This is a genomic window from Aminobacter sp. 01T433, from assembly GCF_056398585.1.
This window is the reverse complement of record NZ_JBFTPR010000020.1, coordinates 76,985-100,000: the sequence shown is the minus strand read 5'-3', so window position 1 is coordinate 100,000 and position 23,016 is coordinate 76,985. Positions and strand designations below refer to the sequence as shown.

The 23,016-nt window shown below is 62.5% G+C and carries 19 protein-coding genes and 2 rRNA genes (1 of these 21 running past the window's edge); 7 read left to right on the top strand and 14 right to left on the bottom strand.

From position 1 onward, the window contains the following. Together AC1DLV_RS25970 and rrf are read left to right on the top strand one after the other, a co-directional pair. Nucleotides 1–735 (top strand): 23S ribosomal RNA (locus tag AC1DLV_RS25970); it begins 1,841 nt to the left of the window's first position. Nucleotides 736–886: 151 nt separating this feature from the next. Next, nucleotides 887–1,001, top strand: a 5S ribosomal RNA gene (rrf, locus tag AC1DLV_RS25965). Between the two features lie 361 nt (nt 1,002–1,362). On the opposite strand, the gene AC1DLV_RS25960 is transcribed toward rrf, so the two are convergent. The 14 genes from AC1DLV_RS25960 to AC1DLV_RS25895 form a co-directional block, all read right to left on the bottom strand. Further along, entirely contained in the window at nt 1,363–2,988 is a 1,626-nt protein-coding gene (locus AC1DLV_RS25960) for a GMC family oxidoreductase (protein WP_476802922.1), read from the bottom strand. Next, entirely contained in the window at nt 2,985–4,499 is a 1,515-nt protein-coding gene (locus tag AC1DLV_RS25955; RefSeq protein ID WP_476802921.1) for an FGGY-family carbohydrate kinase, read from the bottom strand. Before AC1DLV_RS25955 ends, AC1DLV_RS25960 begins: the two co-directional genes overlap by 4 nt. A gap of 22 nt (nt 4,500–4,521) precedes the next feature. Then, entirely contained in the window at nt 4,522–5,364 is an 843-nt protein-coding gene (locus AC1DLV_RS25950) for a class I fructose-bisphosphate aldolase (RefSeq protein WP_476802920.1), read from the bottom strand. Further along, the gene (locus AC1DLV_RS25945; RefSeq protein WP_476802919.1) at nt 5,355–7,067 is read right to left on the bottom strand and encodes a glycerol-3-phosphate dehydrogenase/oxidase; all 1,713 of its coding nucleotides are present in this window, start codon (nt 7,065–7,067) and stop codon (nt 5,355–5,357) included. The genes AC1DLV_RS25950 and AC1DLV_RS25945 overlap by 10 nt, the downstream gene beginning before the upstream one ends. A gap of 19 nt (nt 7,068–7,086) precedes the next feature. Continuing rightward, on the bottom strand, nt 7,087–8,082 hold the full coding sequence (locus tag AC1DLV_RS25940; RefSeq protein ID WP_476802918.1) for an aldo/keto reductase: 996 nt from the start codon (nt 8,080–8,082) through the stop codon (nt 7,087–7,089). Next, complete coding sequence (locus AC1DLV_RS25935; RefSeq protein ID WP_476802917.1) at nt 8,079–9,059, bottom strand: sugar-binding transcriptional regulator; 981 nt, start codon at nt 9,057–9,059, stop codon at nt 8,079–8,081. The genes AC1DLV_RS25940 and AC1DLV_RS25935 overlap by 4 nt, the downstream gene beginning before the upstream one ends. Nucleotides 9,060–9,079: 20 nt before the next feature. Next, nucleotides 9,080–10,066 carry an ABC transporter permease gene (locus AC1DLV_RS25930; RefSeq protein WP_476802916.1) on the bottom strand — a complete coding sequence of 329 codons (987 nt, stop codon included), beginning with the start codon at nt 10,064–10,066 and terminating at the stop codon, nt 9,080–9,082. Nucleotides 10,067–10,085: 19 nt separating this feature from the next. After that, nucleotides 10,086–11,624 carry a sugar ABC transporter ATP-binding protein gene (locus tag AC1DLV_RS25925; RefSeq protein WP_476802915.1) on the bottom strand — a complete coding sequence of 513 codons (1,539 nt, stop codon included), beginning with the start codon at nt 11,622–11,624 and terminating at the stop codon, nt 10,086–10,088. Between the two features lie 99 nt (nt 11,625–11,723). Beyond that, nucleotides 11,724–12,755 carry a substrate-binding domain-containing protein gene (locus AC1DLV_RS25920; protein WP_476802914.1) on the bottom strand — a complete coding sequence of 344 codons (1,032 nt, stop codon included), beginning with the start codon at nt 12,753–12,755 and terminating at the stop codon, nt 11,724–11,726. 238 nt (nt 12,756–12,993) lie between these two features. Next, nucleotides 12,994–14,124, bottom strand: coding sequence for a Gfo/Idh/MocA family protein (locus AC1DLV_RS25915; protein ID WP_476802913.1), 1,131 nt, complete (start codon nt 14,122–14,124; stop codon nt 12,994–12,996). Continuing rightward, nucleotides 14,121–15,197: a Gfo/Idh/MocA family protein gene (locus tag AC1DLV_RS25910; RefSeq protein WP_476802912.1), complete on the bottom strand. Its 1,077-nt coding sequence runs from the start codon at nt 15,195–15,197 to the stop codon at nt 14,121–14,123. Before AC1DLV_RS25910 ends, AC1DLV_RS25915 begins: the two co-directional genes overlap by 4 nt. A 44-nt stretch (nt 15,198–15,241) precedes the next feature. Beyond that, nucleotides 15,242–16,051 carry a 3-methyl-2-oxobutanoate hydroxymethyltransferase gene (locus AC1DLV_RS25905; RefSeq protein ID WP_476802911.1) on the bottom strand — a complete coding sequence of 270 codons (810 nt, stop codon included), beginning with the start codon at nt 16,049–16,051 and terminating at the stop codon, nt 15,242–15,244. Between the two features lie 49 nt (nt 16,052–16,100). After that, nucleotides 16,101–16,418, bottom strand: coding sequence for a MocE family 2Fe-2S type ferredoxin (locus AC1DLV_RS25900; protein WP_476802910.1), 318 nt, complete (start codon nt 16,416–16,418; stop codon nt 16,101–16,103). Between the two features lie 9 nt (nt 16,419–16,427). Beyond that, nucleotides 16,428–17,507, bottom strand: coding sequence for a fatty acid desaturase family protein (locus AC1DLV_RS25895; RefSeq protein ID WP_476802909.1), 1,080 nt, complete (start codon nt 17,505–17,507; stop codon nt 16,428–16,430). A 284-nt stretch (nt 17,508–17,791) separates the two neighbouring features. Here AC1DLV_RS25895 and AC1DLV_RS25890 point away from each other — a divergent pair, with 284 nt between their 5' ends. From AC1DLV_RS25890 to AC1DLV_RS25870, 5 genes are all read left to right on the top strand, one after another. Further along, nucleotides 17,792–18,784, top strand: coding sequence for a LacI family DNA-binding transcriptional regulator (locus AC1DLV_RS25890; protein WP_476802908.1), 993 nt, complete (start codon nt 17,792–17,794; stop codon nt 18,782–18,784). 35 nt (nt 18,785–18,819) lie between these two features. After that, entirely contained in the window at nt 18,820–19,890 is a 1,071-nt protein-coding gene (locus AC1DLV_RS25885; protein WP_476802907.1) for a hypothetical protein, read from the top strand. A 366-nt stretch (nt 19,891–20,256) separates the two neighbouring features. Beyond that, nucleotides 20,257–21,165: a substrate-binding domain-containing protein gene (locus tag AC1DLV_RS25880; protein ID WP_476786301.1), complete on the top strand. Its 909-nt coding sequence runs from the start codon at nt 20,257–20,259 to the stop codon at nt 21,163–21,165. Nucleotides 21,166–21,228: 63 nt separating this feature from the next. Beyond that, nucleotides 21,229–22,215 carry an ABC transporter permease gene (locus AC1DLV_RS25875; RefSeq protein WP_476836287.1) on the top strand — a complete coding sequence of 329 codons (987 nt, stop codon included), beginning with the start codon at nt 21,229–21,231 and terminating at the stop codon, nt 22,213–22,215. A gap of 3 nt (nt 22,216–22,218) precedes the next feature. After that, on the top strand, nt 22,219–22,995 hold the full coding sequence (locus AC1DLV_RS25870; RefSeq protein ID WP_476802905.1) for an ATP-binding cassette domain-containing protein: 777 nt from the start codon (nt 22,219–22,221) through the stop codon (nt 22,993–22,995). The last annotated feature ends 21 nt before the right edge of the window (nt 22,996–23,016 follow it).

Here is a 23,016-nt window from a genome sequence, read left to right as displayed (position 1 = left end):
GGTGGAGCCAACCTTGAAATACCACCCTTATCTCTATGGATGTCTAACCGCGGCCCGTTATCCGGGTCCGGGACAATGTATGGTGGGTAGTTTGACTGGGGCGGTCGCCTCCTAAAGAGTAACGGAGGCGCGCGATGGTGGGCTCAGACCGGTCGGAAATCGGTCGTCGAGTGCAATGGCATAAGCCCGCCTGACTGCGAGACTGACAAGTCGAGCAGAGACGAAAGTCGGTCATAGTGATCCGGTGGTCCCGCGTGGAAGGGCCATCGCTCAACGGATAAAAGGTACGCCGGGGATAACAGGCTGATGACCCCCAAGAGTCCATATCGACGGGGTTGTTTGGCACCTCGATGTCGACTCATCGCATCCTGGGGCTGGAGCAGGTCCCAAGGGTATGGCTGTTCGCCATTTAAAGCGGTACGTGAGTTGGGTTCAGAACGTCGTGAGACAGTTCGGTCCCTATCTGCCGTGGGTGTAGGAATATTGAAAGGATCTGTCCCTAGTACGAGAGGACCGGGATGGACGGATCTCTGGTGGACCTGTTGTGGCGCCAGCCGCATAGCAGGGTAGCTATATCCGGACGGGATAACCGCTGAAGGCATCTAAGCGGGAAACCCACCTTAAAACGAGTATTCCCTTGAGAACCGTGGAAGACGACCACGTTGATAGGCCGGGTGTGGAAGTGCGGCAACGCATGAAGCTTACCGGTACTAATAGTTCGATAGGCTTGATCGTTCTCATTCCTAATGTCCATTACTGCCATCAGGCAGGATGAAAAGGCACACAAAGACCAGCGAACAGCCCGAAAGGCACCCAGCAGCAATGCTGCTGGCGCCCTTCATGCTCCTTCGCTAGAAAGCTTCTCGAACAACGTGCGTTTTGCCGACCTGGTGGTTATGGCGGAGCGGCTGCACCCGATCCCATTCCGAACTCGGCCGTGAAACGCTCCAGCGCTGATGGTACTTCGTCTCAAGACGCGGGAGAGTAAGTCGCTGCCAGGTCTGCCAAACGCACGTTAAATCAAACCATCGCCCAAGCGATGGCGGAAAATCTTCTCTTTGCAAAAAAGGCCCGCCAAAGGGTATCCGGGCCGCGTAATCAAATCCTGTCCCCGCAACCAACATACAAAGAAGCCCGCCTCGTGCGGGCTTCTTTGTATTTAGATGTTGGTGACGGCCGAGTTGAAACGGCATCAGGGGCCCGCAAGGAGGCATTCGCCGACAAAAGCGGGACAAAAACACAAATCCCCGTCCGGCAAAACCAGAAATGACAAAGGCCCGCACGGTCAAAACCGGCGGGCCTTTTGAATTTGGGCTGCGCAGGGGGCGAAAATCTTGATGCCCGGATGGAAGCAGGTTCGGCTCAGCTTCTCGCGGAGGCATCCTGCAGGATCATCTCGGCAGCACGCTCGGCTATCATGATCACTGGCGAGTTGGTGTTGCCCGAGACGATCGTCGGCATGATCGAGGCGTCGACCACGTGCAGGCCGTCAAGCCCATGGACGCGTAGGCGGTCGTCGACCACGGACATGGGGTCCGACCCCATCTTGCAGGTGCCGACGGGGTGGAAGATGGTCGTGCCGATGTCGCCGGCCTTGCGGAGCAGGTCTTCGTCGCTTTCATACTGGGTGCCGGGCAGCATTTCTTCTGGCGCAAAGCGCGCGACGGCCTTAGCCTTCATCAGCCGGCGGACATGGCGCAGGGAGGCAATGGCGGTGTTGCGGTCGCCGTCGGTGGAGAGGTAGTTCGGCTGGATTTTTGCCGCCTCGCGCGGATCGACCGAGGCCATGTGCACGGTGCCGCGGCTTTCAGGGCGCAGGTTGCAGACCGACACGGTGACGGCGGGAAAGCGATGCAGCGGCTCGCCGAGTCGGTCGGTGCTGAGCGGTTGGACGTGATATTCGAGATCGGGCGTGGCAAGCCGTGGATCGCTCTTGGCGAAGATGCCGAGCTGGCTCGGTGCCATCGACAGCGGGCCGCTGCGCTTCATCGCATATTCGAGGCCCATCGCCGCGCGGCTGAACAGATTGTGGTAGCGCTGGTTGAGGGTTGCCGCATTTGAGACCTTGAACACCGTTCGGATCTGCAGATGATCCTGCAGGTTTTCGCCGACGCCCGGCAGGGCGTGGCGGACTTCGATGCCGAGGGTTGAGAGCAGTTTCGGCTGGCCAATGCCGGAAAGTTCCAGAATCTTCGGTGAGTTGATGGCACCGGCGGCGAGGATGGTTTGGCCTGATTTGACCCGATGGAGCTGCCCGTCCTTGCGGAAAACGAGGCCAGTGACGCGGCGGCCGTCGAATTCCAGCCGTTCGGTCTCGGCGGCGGTTATGACACGCAGGTTCTTGCGGTCGGCGATGCCGCGCAGGAAGGCCTTGGAGGTGTTCCAGCGCACGCCTTTCTTCTGGTTGACCTCGAAGTAGCCCGAGCCCTCATTGGTGCCGGTGTTGAAGTCGTCGGTGCGGGGGATGCCGAGCTCCTCGGCTGCGTCGCGAAAAGCGTCGAGGATCGGCCAGGACAGGCGCTGTTTTTCGATGCGCCACTCGCCGCCCGAACCATGCATGGCGCTCTTGCTGCCGTGATAATCCTCCGACTTCAGGAAATAGGGCAGCACATCGTCCCAACCCCAGCCGACATTGCCGGCCTGGCGCCAGCCGTCATAGTCGGCGGCCTGGCCGCGCATGTAGATCATGCCGTTGATCGACGAGCAGCCGCCCAGCACCTTGCCCCTGGGATAGTTGAGGCTGCGCCCGTTGAGGCCGGCTTCCGGCTCGGTCTTCATCAGCCAGTCGGTGCGCGGATTGCCCATGCAGTAGAGATAGCCGATCGGGATGTTGACCCAGTGATAACGGTCGCTGCCGCCGGCTTCGAGCAAAAGCACGCGGTTGCGCGGATTGGCGGAAAGCCTGTTGGCGAGCACGCAGCCGGCCGAGCCGGCGCCGACGATGACGTAATCGTATTCGCCGAATGAGGAGGAAGGGACTTCGGTCACTGCGGTGCCTGCTCAGTGGCGATGCGCTGCCAGATTGGCGTCATCGCCTGGTTGATCTCGCCATACAGGCGATAGCGCCTGGCGTAGGCCGGGGCAATCGCGCCGTTGGGCGTATAGTGCCGCGCAGCTGCGGTCATCGCGGCGGCACCGGCGCTGTAGTTCTCAAAGATACCGACGCCGGTGCCCGCTGCAATCGCTGCACCCAGGGCGCCAGTCTCGCGGCTGCGCGCCACGGTGACGGAGACGCCGAGCACGTCAGCAAATATTTGCGGCCAAACGGCGCTGCGCGAGCCGCCGCCGGACAGCACGACCTCGTCGAAGACCGCACCCGCCTTGCGCAAGGTCTCGACATGGCGCTTGTGCTCGAAGGCGACGCCCTCAAACAGCGCGCGCAACATGTGGGCGCGTGTGTGCCAGCCTGCGATGCCGTAGAAGCCGGCACGGGCGCGGCCGTTCTGCTGCGAGCCGTAGAGGAAGGGGTGGTAGATCGGGATGTCGCCGTCGGGATCGACCGAGGCGACTAGATCGCTGCACAGCTCGAACGGCGATTTGTCAGGGTCGTGGCCGTGCTCGAGGAATTCGCGCACGATCCATTCGAGATTGGCAGCAGAGGTGGCGCTCGATTCGATCGCCAGATAGCGCTTGGGATCGAAGGTCGAGAGCATGAAGATCGAGGGGTCGCGGATCGGCTCGTCCGTGATGACCTGGTTGATGCTCCAGGTTCCGGCGATGATCGAAGCGGCACCAGTGCGGGTGACTCCGGAACCTACGGCGCTTGCAACCACGTCGAACAGGCCGGCCACAACGGGCGTGCCGGCGCGAAGACCGGTGAGTGCTGCGACCTCCGATGTGATGTGGCCGGCGATTTCGGCCGATTCCAGCACCAGCGGCAAAAGGTCCATGCACTCGCCAAGCCCGTAAGCCGCGAGCAGGTCGTGGTCGTAGCGCCGGTCCGGCATCTGCAGCAGGCCGCAGCCCGACATGTCAGAGGTGTCGGTCGAGCTCGCGCCGGTCAGCCGGTTGACGACAAAATCCTTGCACAGGAACACCGTGCCGATCCTGGCGAATAGTTCCGGCGAAAAGCGCTTGAGCCAGGCGAGCAAGGTTGGTGTCTGCGCTGCCCACGGCTTTTGCAGGCAATGCACATAAGTTCGGGCGCCGACATCTTGTTCGGCCCATTCGGCGACGATGCCTATGGCGCGGGTGTCGAGCGACTGGATGCCGATCAGCGGAGCGCCGTCGCGGTCGAGCGCGTAGAGGCCATTGCCATGGCCGGCGCAGCCTATGGCGACGATTTCGCTTGGGTCGATGCCGGCCTGGTCGATGCATTGGCCGATGACCGCGACCGCATTGTTCCAGAGCTCATTGAGGTCGCGCTCGACATGGCCCGGTTTGGGCATGCAAGAGCGGCCATCGCAGGCGGCGAGTGCCAGTTCGCGGCCCGACATGTCGAAGATGATCGCCTTGATGACGGTGTTGCCCGCATCAAGGCCAAGAATGTACTTACCCATTGGCTCCTCCCGATGCCGCTGCTTAGGCCTGCTTGTACAGGTCGAAGGCCGTGGCACCATCCGCACCGTCGTGGATGATCGCCATTAGCCCGCGCACGACTGCGCTCGGATTGGCATGCTGGTAGATATTGCGACCATAGACCATCCCCACAGCACCTTGCGCCATCAGTGCCGCCGACTTGTCGAACACGGCGCGCAAATCTTCCTTGCCGCCACCGCGAACCAGAACCGGGCAGCGTGCCGCCTCGACGACGCGGTGGAAGTCGTTGGGATCGGTGGTCGGGTCGGCCTTGATGATGTCGGCGCCCATCTCCCGGGCGAGGCGTGTCAGCGTCACGATCTTTTCGGCATCGCCGTCGACCATGTAGCCGCCGCTCTGGTCGACCGGCAGCATGGCCAGCGGCTCGATCATCAGCGGCAGGCCGTATTTGTCGCAATCGGCGCGGACGCGCGCGATGTTCTGGACGCACTGGCGGAACAGGTCGGGCTCATCGGGCAGCATGAACAAATTGACCACGACGCAGGCTGCATCCATTTCGATGGCGCCGAGCAAGGGCTCGGCCTCGTTCTGCAGCAGCGCCCACATCGCCCGGTGACGGATCTTGTTGTAGGGGTTGCCCATGTCGATGCGCATGACCAGCGCCGGCTTGTCCTTGCCGGGAACTGCCTGGAGCAGGTCGGCCTGACCGTAGTTCATCTGGATGGCATCGGGGCCGGCCTTGACCAGCTGAGACACGACGCCGGCCATGTCCTCGAGCCCGTTAAGAAAGCTCGGCTCGTTGCAGACGCCATGATCGATGGCGACGTCGAGGCAGCGGCCGCCTGTGAAGAGCCGGTTCATGCGGACTTTGTGGTTCACGCGCATAGGGCGCTCCTTTTGTCGTTCGTCTGGGAGAGGTCGGAAAGATGGATGCCGTGCTGATGCGCCAGCAAAGCGAGGAAGGAAGTGCGCTCGGCCGAGGCTTGGGCGGCGTCCCAACCCTTGTGTTCGGCGAGAATGGCGAGCACGGCGTCGATGAGTTGGAGGCTGAGCCCGCCTGAAATGGCGATGGTGGTGCGGCGCAGGAAGATGTCGGCGAGGCATTCGACATGCTCGTGCTCGACGATCAGCCGGATTTCTCCAGTCGAATAATCCGAGCCTGCCAGCATCGGGTCAGAGGTGAGGTCCGCTGCGAAATCCGCTGCCGAAGTGCCGTAGCGCTCAAGCAGGACATGCGCACGTTCGACGGTGAGACCATGCTGGGCCGCCAGCTCTGCGCACCATGTATCTTGGGCGGACGGGAAGTCGCGGCCGCCACCGATGGCGAGATCTTCAGTGCCGGTACGCCGCGCCAGGCCAAGCCGCTCCAGCACCATGTCGGCCGCCATCTCGCCGAAGGAGCGGAAGGTCGTCCACTTGCCGCCGATCATGCACAAGGTCGCCGGCAGATCGCCACTCGCTTCGACGAATTCGCAGAAATGGTCGCGCGGGATGCGGCCGGTGAAGCTGTCGTTGCTGGCGGGCAGGGGCCGCACGCCGGCGAAGCGGAAGACGATCTCGTCTTCGGCGATGACGATCGAGGGGAACACGAAGGCGAGCGACTGCAGGATGTAGCTGCGCTCGTCGTCCTCGCAGCGGACCTGGTCGGGATCGTCGATGCGGATGTCGGTCGAGCCGATCAGCACCTTGCTGAGATAGGGGAACAGGATGCAGATGCGCCCGTCCTCGTTTTCGTAATAAACCATGTGTCCGCCAAGGGCGTCGTGGAGTTCGGCGTTGTCGACGATCAGGTGCGAACCCTTGGTGCCGCCCATCATGCGGGGTGCTGCTGCACCGATGGCCTTGTTGGTCAGGTCGATCCAGCCGCCGGTGGCATTGATGATCAGCCTGGGACGGACTGGTAGCATCTCGCCGGTCAGGGTGTCTGTGAGCGTGAGGCCATCGTTCGACGTGGCAACCGCGGCGTAGTTCAGGGCGCGCGCGGATGAGCTCGATGCCATCGCGTCGAACAGCATCTCCAGGCCGAGGCGCTCGGGACGGCTGACCCAGGCGTCGTAATAGGTGGCGGAGCTGCGGATATCGGGATTGATATCAGGCCATGCCTTGAGCGTTTCGGCACGTCCCCGGAAGCGATGCTTTGGCATCAATCGCCTCGCCGCCGTGAACAGGTCGTACATGGTCAGGCCGGCCTTGATCACCAAAGCACCGCGGCGGCTCGGTCGCCGTGTCAGGCCGAGGAAGCGGACCGCGCCATTGGCGATGCCGGAGAAAGTATCGAAGATCGGCACTGTGGTCGGCAGCGGTGCGACGTAGTGCGGCGCGTTTTTCAGCAGCCGGTCGCGTTCGACGAGCGACTCGCGCACCAGCTTGAACTCGCCGTTTTCGAGGTAGCGCAACCCGCCATGCACCATGCGCGACAGGGCAGCACTCGCGCCGCTGCAATAGTCGCCCTTGTCGACAAGCAACACGTCGACGCCTTGCAGGGCGAGCTCGCGGAACACCGAGATGCCGTTGATGCCGCCGCCTATCACGAGCACGGCAATATCGGGCCGCTCTCGCAGAGCGGCGAGTGTGTCGTTGCGGTTCATGTGGGCTGTGCCTTTTCGCTCAGGCATCCATGGAGGTGAGATGCGTGGCGATTGCCTTGTCGATGATTGTCAGTTCGTCTGCACCAAGCGTGATTTCGCCGGCCCGCGCGTTGTCGAGTGCCTGCTCGGCATTGCGTGCACCACACAGTGCAAAAGTGATGCCGGGCTGGGCGAGTGTCCAAGCGATGACGATCTGCGCCATCGAAGCCTTGTGCTGTTCAGTGATCGGGGCGATGGCCTGCTTCAGGTTCGCCACCTTTTGCCGGTTGGCGGCGGAGAAGCGCGGATTGTCCTTGCGCTGGTCGTCGCCGGTGAATTCGCGCGCCGGGTCGATGGCACCCGTCAGCAGGCCGAGCGCCAGCGACGAGTAGCTGAGGGTTGCGATGTCGTTGCGGCGGGTGATCGGCAGCAGGGTCTGTTCGATCTCCTTGTCGATCATCGAATAGCGTTCCTGGATCGCATCGATCTGGCCGGCGGCGACATATTGCTCGAGGTCTTCGGCGCTGACATTGGAGGCGCCGATGGCTCGGATCTTGCCTGATGCCTTGAGCTTTTCGAGCGTTGCCATGGTCTCAGCGATCGGTGTCGTGGGGTCCTGCCAATGCGTGATGTAGAGGTCGATATAGTCGGTGCCGAGGCGGCGCAGGCTCTGTTCCAACTCATTGGCGATGCCGTCGGCGCCGAGATAACGATGCACCGGCTTGCCATCCTGGTCGAAGAAATGGTTGCCCTTGCCGGAATGCCAGTTGAGGCCACATTTGGTGGCGATCACCACCTTGTCGCGCTTGCCCTTGATGGCCTTGCCGACAATCTCTTCGCTGCGGCCGAGGCCGTAGGCGGGTGCTGTGTCGATCAGGCTTATGCCGGCGTCGATAGAGGCTTCGATGGCGCGGATCGAGACTTGCTCGTCGGTGCCGCCCCACATCCAGCCGCCTATTGCCCAGGTGCCGAGGCCCACGGCCGAGGCGGAGACGTCGGAGCGGCCGATGCGGCGTTGGATCTGTCGGGAGCTCATGCTGCCTCCTGTTCGGCAAGTTCAAGAATCTGGAGGCTTGTCGCCTCGTCGGTGACGATGGTGTCGAGATGGTTGCCACGCATGGCACTGAGGATCGGGGCTGCCTTGCTAGGGCCGCTGGCGATGCCGATCGAACGCGGGATGGTGGCGAATTCGTCGAGCGTCAGCGACACCAGCGATCGGTTGAGCGCGTAGCTGCAAAGCTTGCCGTCGCGGTCGATGAGGTGGGCGAGCAATTCGCCCGACGCCCCTGACTGCTCGATGGCCCGGCGGTCGGCGCTCGATGACGGATGCAGGTCGTAGTAGCTGGAATCGTCGGTCAGGATCGAGCCGATGCCGATCACAGCGACGTTGGCCTCGCGCGCTTTGCGGAAGACGTCTGCGACGGAGCGCACGCCCATCAGCATTTCGCGCTGTTCAGGCGTGTCGGCAAACAGCGGGGCATGGACCTGATAGGCGCGGCCGCCGAGCTTGTCGGCCATCAGCGACGCCACGTGGTTGACGTCGGTGTAGTGCTTGCCCTGGACGAGGCCGGTGGCCGGGATGACCTCGACGTCATAGCTGCGACCGGGCTTGAGGCCGGCGACGAGCGCGCTGACGCCCTTGCCGCCGGTGATCGAGATGGTGTCGCCATCCTTGATGGTGTCGAGCAGCAGGCGGGCCGCCGCTTCGCCGACGCGCTGCAGGGCTGTCTGCGGATTGTCGGAAACCGAGGGCACGACAACCGCGCGCTCGATGCCGCCGAGCGCGACAAGACGCGCCTCGATGTCGACGAGATGGTCGATCGGCGACTTGATCTTGATTTCGACGAGGCCGAGCTGGTGGCCGCGCTTGATCAGGCGGTTGACGGTGGCATGCGAGATGCCGAGTTCCCTAGCGATTTCGGCCTGGGTCTTGCCTTCGACATAGTGAAGCACAAGCGCCTGGTGCATCTGGCGGACGGTCGATATGTCGTCGCGGGTGTTGGGGGGGGCCATGATGGTGTCTCGTCTGATGCTCAGGACTTCTTGCGATGCAGGAAGTGGTCGATGGAGACGGCGGCCAAAAGGATGCAGCCCTTGATCATGTCCTGCCAGTAGACTGAGACGTCGAGCAGGATCAGCGAGCTGGTGACCACCGACAGCAGCGCCATGCCGAGGATGGCGCCGAAGATGGTGCCCGAGCCGCCATTGAGCGAGGCGCCGCCGATCACGGCCGCAGCGATGATGTTAAGCTCCATGCCGGCGCCGAAGGTCGGCGTCGCAGCGCCAAAGCGGGCCATGTAGATGACACCCGCAAGGCCGGCGAGGGTGGAGCATAGCACCGTCACCCAGAACTTCACCTGCTTGGTCTTGATGCCCGAGAACTGCGCCGCCTTCTCGTTGGAGCCGGTGTAGAAGACCTTGCGGAAGGCGGTGGCGCGGCGCAGCAGGAAGTCGAAGATCGCAACGACAACAACGAAGATGATGATGACATAGGGCAGGCCGTGGAAATTGCCCTGGCCAATGGCCTTGAACGATGGCGGCAAGGTGAAAAGCGACAGCGGCGTGCCCTTGGTGATGACCAGGCACATGCCGCGCACGATGACCATCGCGGCAAGCGAGGTGATGAAGTGGTTGAGCCCGACCACCGTGACGAAGAAGCCCATGGCAGCGCCGATCAAAGCGCTGACGCCGATGCCGATCAGGCTGGCCGTCCACGGGTCGAGCCCGGCGAGAAACAGCGCGCCTGAGACGACCATCGAGAAACACACGACCGAGCCGACCGACAGATCGATACCGCCGACGATGAGCAGAATGGTCATGCCGACGACGACGATGCCTTCGATCGAGAAGCTCATCAGCATGGCGCGGAAGTTGCCCCATGTCAGGAAGTGCGGCGAGGCAAAGCTCATGGCGATGCATAGCGCCAGGATGATGACGATCAGGCCGGCCTCGCGCATCGAGGCGAGGCGGGCGAAATTGATGCGCCTGTTGCCACCGGCTGCCTTGATCTCGGCATGCATGAGGGTTTCTCCCGCTTCCCTAGGCGACATTTTGGGCCTGCTTTTCTTGATTTGAAGAATTCTCGACGCCCGATGCGAGCATGATGATGGCTTCCTCGCTGAGCTCATCGGCACCGAGTTCGCCGGCGATCCGGCCTTCGCGCACCACCATCACCCGGTCGCACAGGCCGATCAGTTCCGGCAGCTCCGAGGAAATGACGACGATGCCGACGCCCTTGGACGCGAGCTGGCGCAGCAGGCGGTGGATCTCGACCTTGGCGCCGACATCGATGCCGCGCGTCGGCTCGTCCATGATGATGACCTTGGGGTCGATCGACAGCTGCTTGGCGATCGCCACCTTTTGCTGGTTGCCGCCGCTTAGCGTCGACACCCTGGCGTCGATGCCGGCCATGCGCACGCCGAGGCGCTTGGTCAGGTCGCTTGCCTGGCGGTCTTCCGCCTTGCGGTCGAGCAGGCCGAGCGAACCGGTCAGCTTGCCGAGATCGAGGGCCGAGACGTTCGCGGCGATTGGCATGTCGAGGAAGACGCCTGAGCCCTTGCGGTCTTCCGAGAGGTAGACGAGCCCGGCACGCACGGCGTCGCTGTAGTTGCGAATGCGCAGTGCATTGCCGTCGAGCGCGACAGTTCCTGAAGCTGCAGGCCTCAGGCCGCAGATGGTCTGCGCGATTTCGCTGCGGCCAGCACCGATCAGGCCGCCTATGCCGAGGATTTCGCCTGAGCGCTGTTCCAGCTGTACGTCGGCAAAGCGAGTGCCGTCGGAAAGACCATCGACGGCGAGCAACAGTCGCCCGGGTTCTTGCGGGGCCAGCTTGTTGGGATAGAGCTGGGTGATCTCGCGCCCGACCATCTTGCGCACGACATCGTCGGGGGAACTTTCGGCGATCGGATCGGTGGCGACGTAGTGGCCGTCGCGGAAGACGGTGACGCGGTCGCACAGCGAAAAGATCTCGGCCATGCGATGGCTGATATAGACCACCGAAATGCCGCGCTGCTTGAGCCCGCGCACGATGGAAAACAGCCGCTGGGCTTCGCTTTCAGTCAGCGCTGCCGTCGGTTCGTCGAGCATCAGCACCTTGCAGTCGAGCGTCAGCGCCTTGGCGATCTCGACGAGCTGCTGGTTGGAAATGGAGAGGTCGGCGACCTTGGTGCGCACCGGAATGGGGGCCAGCAGGTCCATGACCTTCTGCGCGTCGGCGTAGAGCCGCTGGAAATTCATCAGTGGCGCACGGCGGGCGTTGATCGCGGCCATGTAGATGTTTTCGGCGACCGTCGCATCCTGGCAGAGCGCGATCTCTTGATGGACAAGTGCTATGCCGAGACGTTGTGCCGCCGCCGGCGAGGGGATGGAAACATTGGTACCGTCGATCAGGATGTCGCCCTGATCGGGTTGAAGCACGCCGGCGATCATGTTCATCAGCGTCGACTTGCCAGCGCCGTTTTCGCCGCACAGCGCATGGATTTCACCGCGCCTGAGTTCGAACTGCACGTCGCTCAGCGCCTTGACCGGGCCGAACGCCTTGGACAGGCCGCGTATTTCAAGAATGGGCGTCTCAGTCACGCCATGCTCCTGCGATGGGCGCCGCGAGGGGGAAGGGGGCGCAAACCCCCTTCCGACTTTATCCGCCCCGATCTGCTGTCGAGGCGAAGGATTTCGAGCTTATTCCTCGATGCCCTTGGTACCGCGACGCTTGAGGTATTTGTCCCAGTAGAAGTCGTCGGCGTTTTCGGCGGTCACGATGGAGAAGCCGTTGTCGACGAAGGGTACGCTCATGCCGTTGGCGCCCGAGCGCTTGGTGTCGTTCATCGGGTCGATCAGTTCGGGATGCTTGGCCATCCACAGCAGCATGAAGCCCATATAGCCCTGCATGCCCTGGTTCGGATTGACCGAGCCGTAGATCTCGCCGGCCTTGATCATGTCGAGGATCTTGGCGTTGACGTCGGCGAGCATGACCTTGATCTTGCCGCCGCCTTCCTTGGCGGCCTGGGCAGCGCCGATGGCCGAGTTGGCTTCCGGCATGAACACCGCACCGAGATCAGGATGCGCCTGTGCGAGGCTGAGCACCGCCTGATAGGCCTTGGTCGGATCCTGGTTCGAGGCAGCACGACCGACCAGCTTCATGTCGGGCCACTTGGCTTCCATGCGAGCGATGAAGGCCGAGATGCGCTTGTCGTGATTGTCCTGGCCGGGGTTTTCCAGCACGGCATATTCGCCCTTGCCGTCCATCGCCTTGGCAACGGCGTCGGCGGCATAGGTGCCTTCGGCCAGATTGTCGGAGGTGATGAAGGAGGCGCGCTTGGAGTTGGGCGAGTCGGCGGCGAAAGTGACGACTGCGGTGCCCTGCTCGATGGCGCGGTTGATCGGCTCGATGAACGGATCGGAGTTCATCGGGTGGACCAGGATACCAGCCGGCTTCTGGGCGAGTGCCTGGTCGAAGGTGGCGATCTGCTTGTTGACGTCGTATTCGGGCGTGCCGGTATATTCGGTCTCGCAGCCGAACTGCTGGCCGGCCTGCTTGAACATTTCGTAGACCGGGAACCAGTATTCGACGCCCGAAACCATCACGTTCATGACGTATTTCTCACCCGGCTCGCACTTGAACGGGTTGGCGGTTTCGGCAAGCGCCTGGGTCGAAGCCAAACAGGTCGACGCAGCCGCCGCGATTGCGAGCGTGCTCAAAAATTTGCGCAAGTTTCCTCCCTTGGCCGAAGCCATCCTCAATGACCGTTGCGGCCGCTCATGGCGCCGCTATGTGGATTGATTGCCGCCGACCTCCTCCCGAAAGCCGACGGTCAGAGATTACAGGCTCTCAGCGATGAGTCAATAAAATTCATATAGTGAAATATATTTCACATCAGATGTCAATTGGTGGAGCATCGAGACGGGGTGGAGCGAAATATATGCGGAAGATGTGTCGGGCCGCGCCGGATCAATCCGGGCGGCGTTTGGCCTCGGCAAGACTTCGCACGGTGCCGGGCTGAACCGATCTGCCCCGGTGGCTCGAGGCGATGGCGGCGAATGTCAGCGCCAGGCTGTGGAGATTGGCGCGGGCGCCGTTGAGCGGCTCGCGATTGCCTTCAATGGCACACAGGAGCTCGCCCATGGTGCCGGCGAACCCGTCATTGAACCATGAGCCCGAAAGGGCAGGCGTCGCAATGCCGGCATCGGTTGTCAGCTTGACGGTTTGCTGGCCGAGATCGGGGCCGATGCTGGTCAGGCTGCCCTTGGTGCCCGCCAGATAGGTGCGATCCTGCGGGCCAAATGGCGTCGAACCGTCGAAGGCGAGCGATGCCTGGCCGCCGTCGAACTCGACCAGTGCCTGTGCCAGCAGCGGCGGCCTGGCCTGTTGGCCGGCGGCGCGGGCACGCGTGGCATAGATCGAGGTTGCTCGGTTGCCGATGAGGCTCGCCAGGAAGTCGAACCAGTGGACGCCAAAATCATAGAGCATGAGATCGTCGATCTCCTCGAACGGCGTGCCCTTGATCCAGCCGTGGTTCCAGTGGATCGAGACATGGCAGGACACCAGCTCGCCGATCAGGCCCGAGCGCACCGCCTCGCGCATATAAGCGAGGTGCGGCGCCCAGCAGCCGTTCTGGTTGACGGCAAGCTTGAGGCCCTTTTGCTCGGCGAGGTTGGTAAGCCGTTCGCCGGTATCGAGATCGAGTACATAGGGCTTCTGCGACAACACATGCTTGCCGGCGTGCAGCGCCTTTTCGATCATCGTTGCGCGTTCGGCGGGATGGATGGTGATGTCGACCACTTCGATGTCGTTGCGGGCAAGAACGGCGCCGAAGTCGTCGGTGACTTCGGCATCGGGGAAGAACGTATCGCGGCGTGCCGCAGCCTTTTCCAGTGTGCGGTTGTAGATCAAGGCAACGTCGAAGCCAGCTTTGCGGTAGGCGTCGAGATGGGCAAATGAGATGCCACCGGCACCGGCAAGGGCGATGCGTGGGGCGTAGCTGCGCGGCTTTGGCGGTTGGTAAGGCAGCTCAGGTGCGGCGACGATCTTTGCTGTTGCTGCCTTCAGCGTATAGGAGTCCTCGCTCGGCGTCTCGGTCATGGCAAAAGCTCGACGGTGCGCTTGAGCTTGGCGGAAAGGGCGGCGCTGTCGGTGATCTGCTGGCCGATGCGCGACAGGGCCGGGTCGAGCGGACCGGCAATCGGCGCACCCCTGGCGAGGCAGTCCAGCACGTACTCGATCGGCGCGCGTTGCCCGACAGGCAGCACATCGACCGGGATCCGGTGGGCCTCGGGCCGCGCCCGGGTCTGGACCGTGACATGGGGTTCGTAGTCGTAGCTTGAAATCGTGCCGTTCGTACCGACGACGACGAAGCCGCATTTGGGCTGCGGCTGCAGCGTCCATGGATCGGTGAAAGTGCCCCAGCGCGTTTCGAATTTGGACAGGCCTTTGGCGTAGCGGCACACGGTGATCGAATGCTGGTCGACCTCGATGCCAGGCGTTTCGTCGACGACGCTTGTGACTTCCAAGGGCTTTTCGCCGTTGCGGAACCAGGTGGCGAGCGTCACGCCATAACCGAGATAGTCGCGCAGGCTGCCACCGCCGGATGCCTTCTTGTACCACCAGGACGACGTCTTGGCGGCTTCGACCTCTTCGGGCGTCACCTCGATTTTGTCGGCGAGGTGGAACAGCGGGCCGCGGTTGCCATCGTAATAATGCACCTCGATCACATCGCCGATCACGCCCTCGTCGACCAGGCGCTTGGCGGTGTTGTGGCAGGGATACCAGGCGAGCGGCCAGTTGATCGCCATTTCGCGCTCCGCCGCCTTCATTGCCGCAATCATGCGGTCGGCATCGGTTAGCGAGGCGGCGAAAGGCTTTTCGACCAGCACATGCACCTTGTGACGGGCAACGCGCTCGACATGGTCGGCGTGGTCGGCGGTTGCAGCGCAGATGATGGCGAGATCAGGCCTGGCCTGCTCCAGGCAGGCGTCGAGATCGGTGAAGACGCGTTCGGACGGAATGCCAAACTTTTCGATCGCCGCAGCCATGCGCTCCGGCTGCTTGTCATAGATGCCGACGATCTCGGCGTCGGGGTGCTCATGCACCTCGCGCAACAGGTCGCCCATATGCATATGGGCGAAATCGATGCCGGCAACCCGCCATCTGGCCATTTATCGTCCTCCCTCTTTGGCCTCTCCCCAGGCCGTCTGTTAGCTCAGGCCAGCGGCGCCTTTTCCATCTCGGCCAGGAAGCGATCCTGCTCCGCGCTGTCCATGCGGACAAGGTGGCCAGTTTGCGGATAGGCGCCGCTGGCGACGTCGGTTGCATATTCGCGGAAGGCGGCGATGCGTTCTTGTTGCAGGCGCCGATACTGCGAATGGAAGTCGCGATAGATCTTCGAATGGCGTGGGTAGTGGCCGTCATGTTCGCCGAGCACGTCGGTTGCGAACAAATACTGCGCGTCGCAGCCTGCACCTGCGCCCATCGAGATCATCAAGAGGCTGGTGCGCTTCGAGATCGCTTCGGCGATGGCCGGGGGCACGACCTCGATCTCGGCGGCGAAGGCACCGGCCTCTTCCAGCGCCTTGGTCTGTTGCCAGACCATCATGGCGGAATCGAAAGTCTTGCCAACCGCCTTGAAGCCGCCGGTCCAGGTGCGGCGCGAGGGGATCAGGCCGACATGGCCGACGACGGGAATGCCTTCGTCGCGCAGGCGCCTGATGATCTTCAAGCTCGCGCCGCAATAGACGGCGTTGGCGCCTGATTTGAGCAGGCGGAAGGCCACGCGCAGATAGTCTTCCTCGGTGATGTAGGCGCCCGGCTCGAGGCCACCGACGACGAAGGGAGTGGGGCAGATGGCGCGAAAACCGTCGAGGGCAAGCACTTCGGGCGGCACCGACAGCATGTCGATGTTTGCCGCATTGGCGGCGGCGGCCTCGTCAAGGGATTCGACGCGCAGCTTGGTCAGTTGGCGCTTGCCCTTGAGGGCGAGGATGTCGGCGACGGTGGGCTGGGACGATTTCATCTCATTCCTCGGCTGGCGTTTTGGGCTGGCATTTCGGCGAGGCGGTCAGTCAGCCGAGCTTGATCATCACCCGGCCGTCCTCGACCTTGACCGGATAGGTGGCGATGTCGACGCAGACAGGCGCGCCCTTGGCCTTTCCGGAGGTGAAGTCGAAGCGGCCATTGTGCTTGGGGCATTCGATGATCGTGCCCATGACCAGCCCGCCGCTGAGGTGGACCTTCTCATGTGTGCATAGGCCATCGGTGGCAAAGAAGCGGTCGTCTTGGGTACGGTAGAGCGCGAAGGTGCGGCCGTCGTGATCGAAGCGGATCACATCGTCGGGGTCGATGTCGTCGGCATTACAAGCGTTGATCCAGTCTTGAGGCAATGACCTCTCCTATTCGGCCGGATTGATGATGGCGCCGTGGTTGTAGGGCACTGGCGTCTTGCCGGCCGGCAACGAACGCACGACGTGATAGGCGGGCTCTTTGACCTGCCTGATGATGGTCGGGATGATCTCGCGATAGGCGGCGATCGTGCTGGGGTAGGGCTCCGGGCAGTCGTCCTTGATCGCCTGATGCAGTCTGGGCAGCGCGTGGTAGGGCACCATGGGGAACATGTGGTGCTCCACATGGTAGTTCATGTTCCAGTAGAGAAAGCGGAACAGCGGGTTCATGTAGATAGTGCGCGAATTGAGCCGGTGGTCGAGCACGTCCTCGGCCAAGCCGGCATGCTGCGTCAGCCCGAAATAGATGGTCATGAAGCCGCCATAGAGGCTGGGCAGGCCGACCAGCATCGCCGGCAGGATGCTGCCCATCCACAAGCAGGCGATGGCGACGGCGGCGAAGATCGCCAGATAGATGCGAGCGACGAGATAGACCTTCCAGCGCTCCATCTCGGGGATGAAGGTCTCTTCGTCCGGCTTCAGGCGCCCGGCGGCGTGGATGAAAAGTCCCTTCAGCGTAAGCAGGCTGCTTTTTAGCGCAAAGATGTTGAGCATCAGGCCGATGACATCGGGCGGACGGGGCACTGCGATCTCGGGATCGCGGCCGACGATGATAGTGTCGGTGTGGTGGCGGGTGTGGCTCCAGCGCCAGACTGTCGGCTCGCGCAGGATCATGAAGCTCGCGACGTAGTAGAGCACGTCGTTCATCCAGCGCGTCTTGAACGCCGTGCCATGCCCGGCCTCGTGCCAGCGGCTGTCGCTGGAGGAGCCGTAAAGCACGCCATAGACAAGGAAGAAGGGCACGGCCCACCAGCTGCCCCAGAAAAAGATGCCGCCGGCTGCCGAAAGCACCAGTGCCGAAATCCAGATCGCCGTGTCGCGCAATGCGGGGCCATCGGAGCGCTTCATCAGCTCCTTCAGTTCCTTGCGCGGGATCGGGCAGGAATACCATTCGGCCGCTGCCATGCCGTTGGCTTCGGCAAGGGCGGCGTCGCGTCCGATCAGGCTGTAGTCTCTCGGTGTCGGTGTCATCTATGCGGGTATTCCGGCTGCGCGCCACGCAGTTTCAATGTACATCATAATGATGTGTCATTTTGATGCTATCGACAGGATGCGCCGAGCGTCAAGCGGGAATCTCCGCACCGAGCTGGTGTTTGACATGGCTCGTCGCCTTGGCTGGCATCTCTAGTCGGCGATTGCCGTGCAATACATCATTTTGATGTTTCTTGACGTTGACCGCTCCAAAAGGCCGCCGTAGTTTACCGGCGAAATGGCACGAGCCGGCGAGGATGATGTTGGACAGCACGCGACCCAAAATGGACGACATCGCGCGGCTGGCCGGGGTCTCCAAGGCGACGGTGGACCGGGTGCTGAACAACCGCCCCGGCGTGCAGGAGCACACCCGAACCCATGTCTTGTCGATTGCCGCCAACCTTGCCGGCGGAGCTGCCGCGACATCGGCGAGCGCTGTTCGCCTCGACTTCGTGTTGCCTGGTGGGCGCAACGAATTCATGGCCGATCTTGTGCGCCAGATCGAGCGGCGGGCGGAACTGCGCGGCGACGTCGACATTGCCATTCATCAGCTCGTCGGCCTCAATCCCGAGCAGATCGCCGAAAAGCTTGGCAGCCTGCGCGCCGATTGCCAGGGCGTCGGGCTGATCGGGCTGGACAGTCCGTCGGTGCGCGAGGCCGTGCGCAAGCTGATCAGCACTGGTATTCCCGTGCTGACGCTGGTCTCCGACATCAGCCATGTCGGGCGCATGAACTATGTCGGCATCGACAACCGCGCCGCTGGCCGGCTGGCCGGCTATCTCATCGGCCGCTTCCTACCCGGCGCTTCGGGCAAGGTGGCGCTGATTGCCGGTGCGCTGGCCTATCGCGGCCATGAAGAGCGCGAAATGGGATTTCGGCATGTGCTGCTCGAAAGCTTCCCGCAACTCGACGTGGTGGCGGCGCGAGAGGTTCAGGAGGATCCCGACCGCGCCTATGATGAAGTGCGGGCGCTGCTCGAAGAGCACGACGATCTGCTGGCGATCTATTGCATCGGCGCCGGACAGGAGGGCGTGGCTCGGGCATTGACCGAGAAGGGCCGCGACAAGTCGGTGATCTTCATCGGTCACGACCTGACCGACAACACGCGCCAATATCTTTTGAGCGGCGTCATGGACGCGGCGATCGACCAGAACGCGCAGGTGACGGCGCGCGAGGCGATCGACAGGCTTGTCCGCGCGATCCGCAACGAGGCCAACATCTCGCCGGCGACAATTCGAATCCAGTCGGTTTTCCGCGAGAACATCCCGAACGAATAGGCCGCGATCCCAGCTGATTTGCAGGCGAGGTTTGCATGGACGTGATTTCGACTGACGGCATTTCGGTTTGTTTCGACAAGGATGGTGGCGTCATCGATGAGGTCGTCATCGAGGCTGGCGGGCAGACCTTGCGCCCGCTGCACCGCGCGCCGTGGGTCCGCAATGGCGAGGTGCTGCCCGATCATGTCGCACCGGTCGAGCGGCGACTGGCGGGAGACTTCTTCTGTGCGCCCTTCGCGCAAAGCGAGCCGGGCGTGCCGATCCATGGCTGGTCGGCCAACGGCACCTGGGAAGGTGCTGGCAGCATCGTCGCCGCCGACGGTGCTGCTACCGCGACCTACAGCCTGCGTGAAGCCGTGGCGGGTGCGCGGCTGACCAAGCGCATCATGCTTTGTCCAGGCCAGCCAGTCGTCTACCAGACCCATATTTTCGAGGGCGGGGCAGGCCGCTTGCCGGTCGCACATCATGCGATGGTGCATGTGCCGGGTGGTGCAAAGCTCAGCTTTTCGCCCAAGTCGGGCGGCCGGACGATGCCGGCGCCACCGGAGAACGACCCAGCGCGAGGCCGCTCGCTACTAGCCTATCCGCAGTCGTTTTCGAACCTGTCGTCGGTGCGGCGGGGCGATGGTGCGACGGCCGATGCCAGCTTCTACCCCTTCGACAGTGGCCACGAAGATATCGTCGTCCTGTCCGAAAAGCCCGGCGCCCGTATCGGCTGGTCCGCTGCGGTGGCGGCCAAGGATGGCTTTCTGCTTTTTGCCATCAAGGATGCGCGCATGTTGCCGCAGACGGTTCTGTGGATGAGCAATGGCGGGCGCTCTTATGCGCCCTGGAATAGCCGCCACATCGCAGTGCTCGGCATCGAAGAAGCCGCGACCGGTATTCATCTGGATGCCGGAGAGAATGCGCCCGACGGCGTGCCGACATCGCTCAGCCTCGATCCATATCGTGCCACAACGATTCGCTACGCCTTCGGTGCTATTCCAGTGCCGGTGGGCTGGAGCGAGGTGACTGACATCCGGCTGGACGCTGCGGCGATCGATATCGCCGACCGCGGCGGCCAAAGGCTGGCGATACCGTTTCGCGGGTCATTCTTCGCCGATTGACGGGTTCGCCTCAAATTGAGGCGTACATAGTTGAAATCTCAGCATTTTAAGTCGTCTGGGTATTGATCGCGCGCTGGCGGCGGACGAGCGGATTCGCGCTTGACTCCCACCGGACGTTACGTCAACTTTCAAGCATCAAAATGATGCCGGGAACGTATCATTTTGATCATCAGCCGTGCGGGAGGAAACGAACGTCAGATGGAGGGAACAATCCATCAGTGAGATTGCGCGCCGGAGCCATCGCCAGAGATGGGCATGGCACGGCCACGCGAATTGCAGCGTTGGAGCGGGGGCCAAAACCACCCTCGATGAGGAGGAGAAAATACCGTGCTGAAAAGGACAATCGCTGTTGTATCGGCGGCGCTTATGGCGGTGAGCCTGGGAATGGCCACGACCGCCTATGCGCAGGCCAAAAAGACATATTACTGGGTGTCGCATGGCTCGCCTGCCGATCCGGTCTGGACCTATTTCCTGGCCGGCGCCAAGCAGTGGGCCGAAGACACCGGCAACACCGTCAACACCTCGTTCCACAATGGCGACGTGCCGGCGCACCAGGAAGCCATCCGCGCCGCGATCGCCGCCAAGGCTTCCGGTATCGTTACGTCGAGCCCCGATCCCGGCAGCCTGGTCAAGGTGACGGAGGAGGCCCGCGCGGCCGGCATTCCGATCATCAACATGAACACGCCCGACCCGACAGCCAATTTCAACGCCTATGTCGGCGGCAACAATGTCGCCTTCGGCAAGGCCTGGGCGCAGTATCTTGTCGACAAGAAGCTGGTGAAGGAAGGCGATTTCGTCTGGATGCCGGTCGAGGTTCCGGGGGCCACCTACGGCGTGCAGGAAGAAGAAGGCATTTCAAGCGTCTTCAAGCCGCTCAACATCACCTGGGAAGTCACCGATGCGACGCTTGACCAGGCCGAGATTATCACCCGCATGGCCGATTACCTGACCGCCAACCGCGCCAAGGTGAAGGCGATCATCGGGCTTGGCGATCTCGTCACCGGCTCGATCAAGCGCGTCTTCGACCAGGTCGGCGTCAAGCCGGGCGAAATCCCTGTCGTTGGCTGGGGCAATTCGCGCGACACCACGCAGGAAGTGCTCGAAGGCTACGTCAATGCCGCGCAGTGGCAGGATCCGCAGGCGACCAGCTACATGGCGCTGTCGATGGCAGCGATGGCCGCCAGCAAGATCCCTCCGGGTTTCGACATCATCGTTGGCGCGCTCTACGAGAAGGATACCGCCCAGCTCTATGATGATATCCTGTCGGGCAAGTAATCGCTGATTTACGCCCCCGGTCCGGTTCGCCGGACCGGGCATTCCTTCCCGAACGGATCAGCCATGGAAAATCGATCATTTGCGCAGCGCTTCATTGCGAAGCCTGAATTCGGGCCATTGGTCCTGCTCATTCTGGAAATCGCGATCTTCTGGTCGATCAATCCGGACTTCCTGTCACCGCTGAACATCTCCAACACGCTCGCCTTTACCGTCGAGCTTGGACTAATCGCGCTGGCGATGACGCTGTTGATGACGTCGGGCGAATTCGACCTGTCCGTCGGCTCGGTGTTCGGGCTGTCTGCGGTGGTGATGTGGACGGTGTTCAACACCGGTCTTGCGCCGCTGCCTCTGGCCTTCCTGATCGCCATCGGCATTGCTCTGCTGATCGGCTTCGTCAATGGCTGGTTCGTCACGCGGCTTGCCATCCCGTCCTTCCTGGTGACGCTCGGCATGCTTTTGATCGCGCGTGGCTCAGCGCTTTACATCACCGACGGTTTCCCCCAGCGCACCTGGAACGCCGAAGGGCAATGGCTGGCGGAACTTTTGGTCGGCGAGTTCTATATCGGCGGCTTTCGGGTCTACATGTCCCTGTTGTGGTTCGCGCTGTTTGCTTTGCTTGCCCACTACGTGCTGACCCAGACCAAGGCCGGCAACTGGATCCAGGCTTCAGGCGGCAACCCCAATGCGGCGCGTGCCCGAGGGGTCAACGTCAATCGCACCAAGGTGTTGCTGTTCATGGTGTCGTCGGCGATGGCGGCGTTTGCCGGCATCATCAGCTCGATCCGCACATCGGCGGCGAACCCCAATAGCGGCACCGGCTACGAGCTCGAAGTGATCGCCATGGTGGTCATCGGCGGCACGGTGCTGACCGGCGGTCGTGGCACCATCATCGGCACGGTGCTGGGCATCTTCATCTTGCGCATCATGCGCAACGGCATCGTCATGGTCGGGGTGCCAGGCCTTGCCTACAACATCTTCATCGGTGCGATCATCCTTGGCATGATGGCACTGCATTCCTGGCTCGAACGCCGCCACAATGCGGGAACCTGAGCGATGACCCAAGAACTCGTCCGCATGCAGAACATCAACAAGTTCTACGGGCGCATCCATGCGCTCAGGGACGTTTCGCTGACGGTCAACACCCATGAGGTCGTAGGTCTGCTGGGCGACAATGGTGCCGGCAAGTCGACGCTGATCAAGGTGCTGTCGGGTGCGGTGCCGATGACCAGCGGCGAAATCTACGTCAAGGGCAAGGAGGTGGTGATGAAGAGCACCACCGACGCCATCGCCAACGGTATCGAGACCATCTACCAGGACTCAGCCCTGGTGCCGCAGCTGTCAATCGCCCGGAACTTGTTTCTCGGTCGCGAACCGATCAAGGGGCCGCGCCTGCTCAACAGGCTCGACCACGATGCGATGAACGATGTGGCGCGCAGCCTGCTGAAACGCGTCGGCATCACCAAGGACATCCCGCCGAATACGCCGATCGGCGCTTTGTCGGGTGGCGAACGCCAGGCGGTGGCCATCGCGCGCGCCATGCATTTCGAAAGCAGCCTGATCGTGCTCGACGAGCCGACCAACAATCTGGGCGTGGCCGAAACGCAAGGCGTGCTGCGCTTCGTGCGCGAGGTGCGCGACACCGGTCACTCCTGCATCTTCATCGCCCACAACATTCACCACGTCTTCCAGGTGGTCGACCGGATCGTCGTCATGCGCGGCGGCAAGATCGTCGCCGACGACATCGATCCGAAGAAGTCGAGCATCGAGGAAGTGGAGCGGGTGATCACCGGTGAGCACCTCATCCAGGCGCTTGGCCTGGATCACGGTTGAAGTCGCACAGCAGGAGGAGAC

Coding starts and splice junctions, on each gene's coding strand:
- AC1DLV_RS25955 (WP_476802921.1), bottom strand. CDS start 4,499: ATGGGTAAGTACATTCTTGGCCTTGATGCGGGCAACACCGTCATCAAG.
- AC1DLV_RS25950 (WP_476802920.1), bottom strand. CDS start 5,364: ATGCGCGTGAACCACAAAGTCCGCATGAACCGGCTCTTCACAGGCGGC.
- AC1DLV_RS25945 (WP_476802919.1), bottom strand. CDS start 7,067: ATGAACCGCAACGACACACTCGCCGCTCTGCGAGAGCGGCCCGATATT.
- AC1DLV_RS25940 (WP_476802918.1), bottom strand. CDS start 8,082: ATGAGCTCCCGACAGATCCAACGCCGCATCGGCCGCTCCGACGTCTCC.
- AC1DLV_RS25935 (WP_476802917.1), bottom strand. CDS start 9,059: ATGGCCCCCCCCAACACCCGCGACGACATATCGACCGTCCGCCAGATG.
- AC1DLV_RS25930 (WP_476802916.1), bottom strand. CDS start 10,066: ATGCATGCCGAGATCAAGGCAGCCGGTGGCAACAGGCGCATCAATTTC.
- AC1DLV_RS25915 (WP_476802913.1), bottom strand. CDS start 14,124: ATGACCGAGACGCCGAGCGAGGACTCCTATACGCTGAAGGCAGCAACA.
- AC1DLV_RS25910 (WP_476802912.1), bottom strand. CDS start 15,197: ATGGCCAGATGGCGGGTTGCCGGCATCGATTTCGCCCATATGCATATG.
- AC1DLV_RS25905 (WP_476802911.1), bottom strand. CDS start 16,051: ATGAAATCGTCCCAGCCCACCGTCGCCGACATCCTCGCCCTCAAGGGC.
- AC1DLV_RS25895 (WP_476802909.1), bottom strand. CDS start 17,507: ATGACACCGACACCGAGAGACTACAGCCTGATCGGACGCGACGCCGCC.
- AC1DLV_RS25890 (WP_476802908.1), top strand. CDS start 17,792: ATGGACGACATCGCGCGGCTGGCCGGGGTCTCCAAGGCGACGGTGGAC.
- AC1DLV_RS25885 (WP_476802907.1), top strand. CDS start 18,820: ATGGACGTGATTTCGACTGACGGCATTTCGGTTTGTTTCGACAAGGAT.
- AC1DLV_RS25880 (WP_476786301.1), top strand. CDS start 20,257: ATGGCGGTGAGCCTGGGAATGGCCACGACCGCCTATGCGCAGGCCAAA.
- AC1DLV_RS25875 (WP_476836287.1), top strand. CDS start 21,229: ATGGAAAATCGATCATTTGCGCAGCGCTTCATTGCGAAGCCTGAATTC.
- AC1DLV_RS25870 (WP_476802905.1), top strand. CDS start 22,219: ATGACCCAAGAACTCGTCCGCATGCAGAACATCAACAAGTTCTACGGG.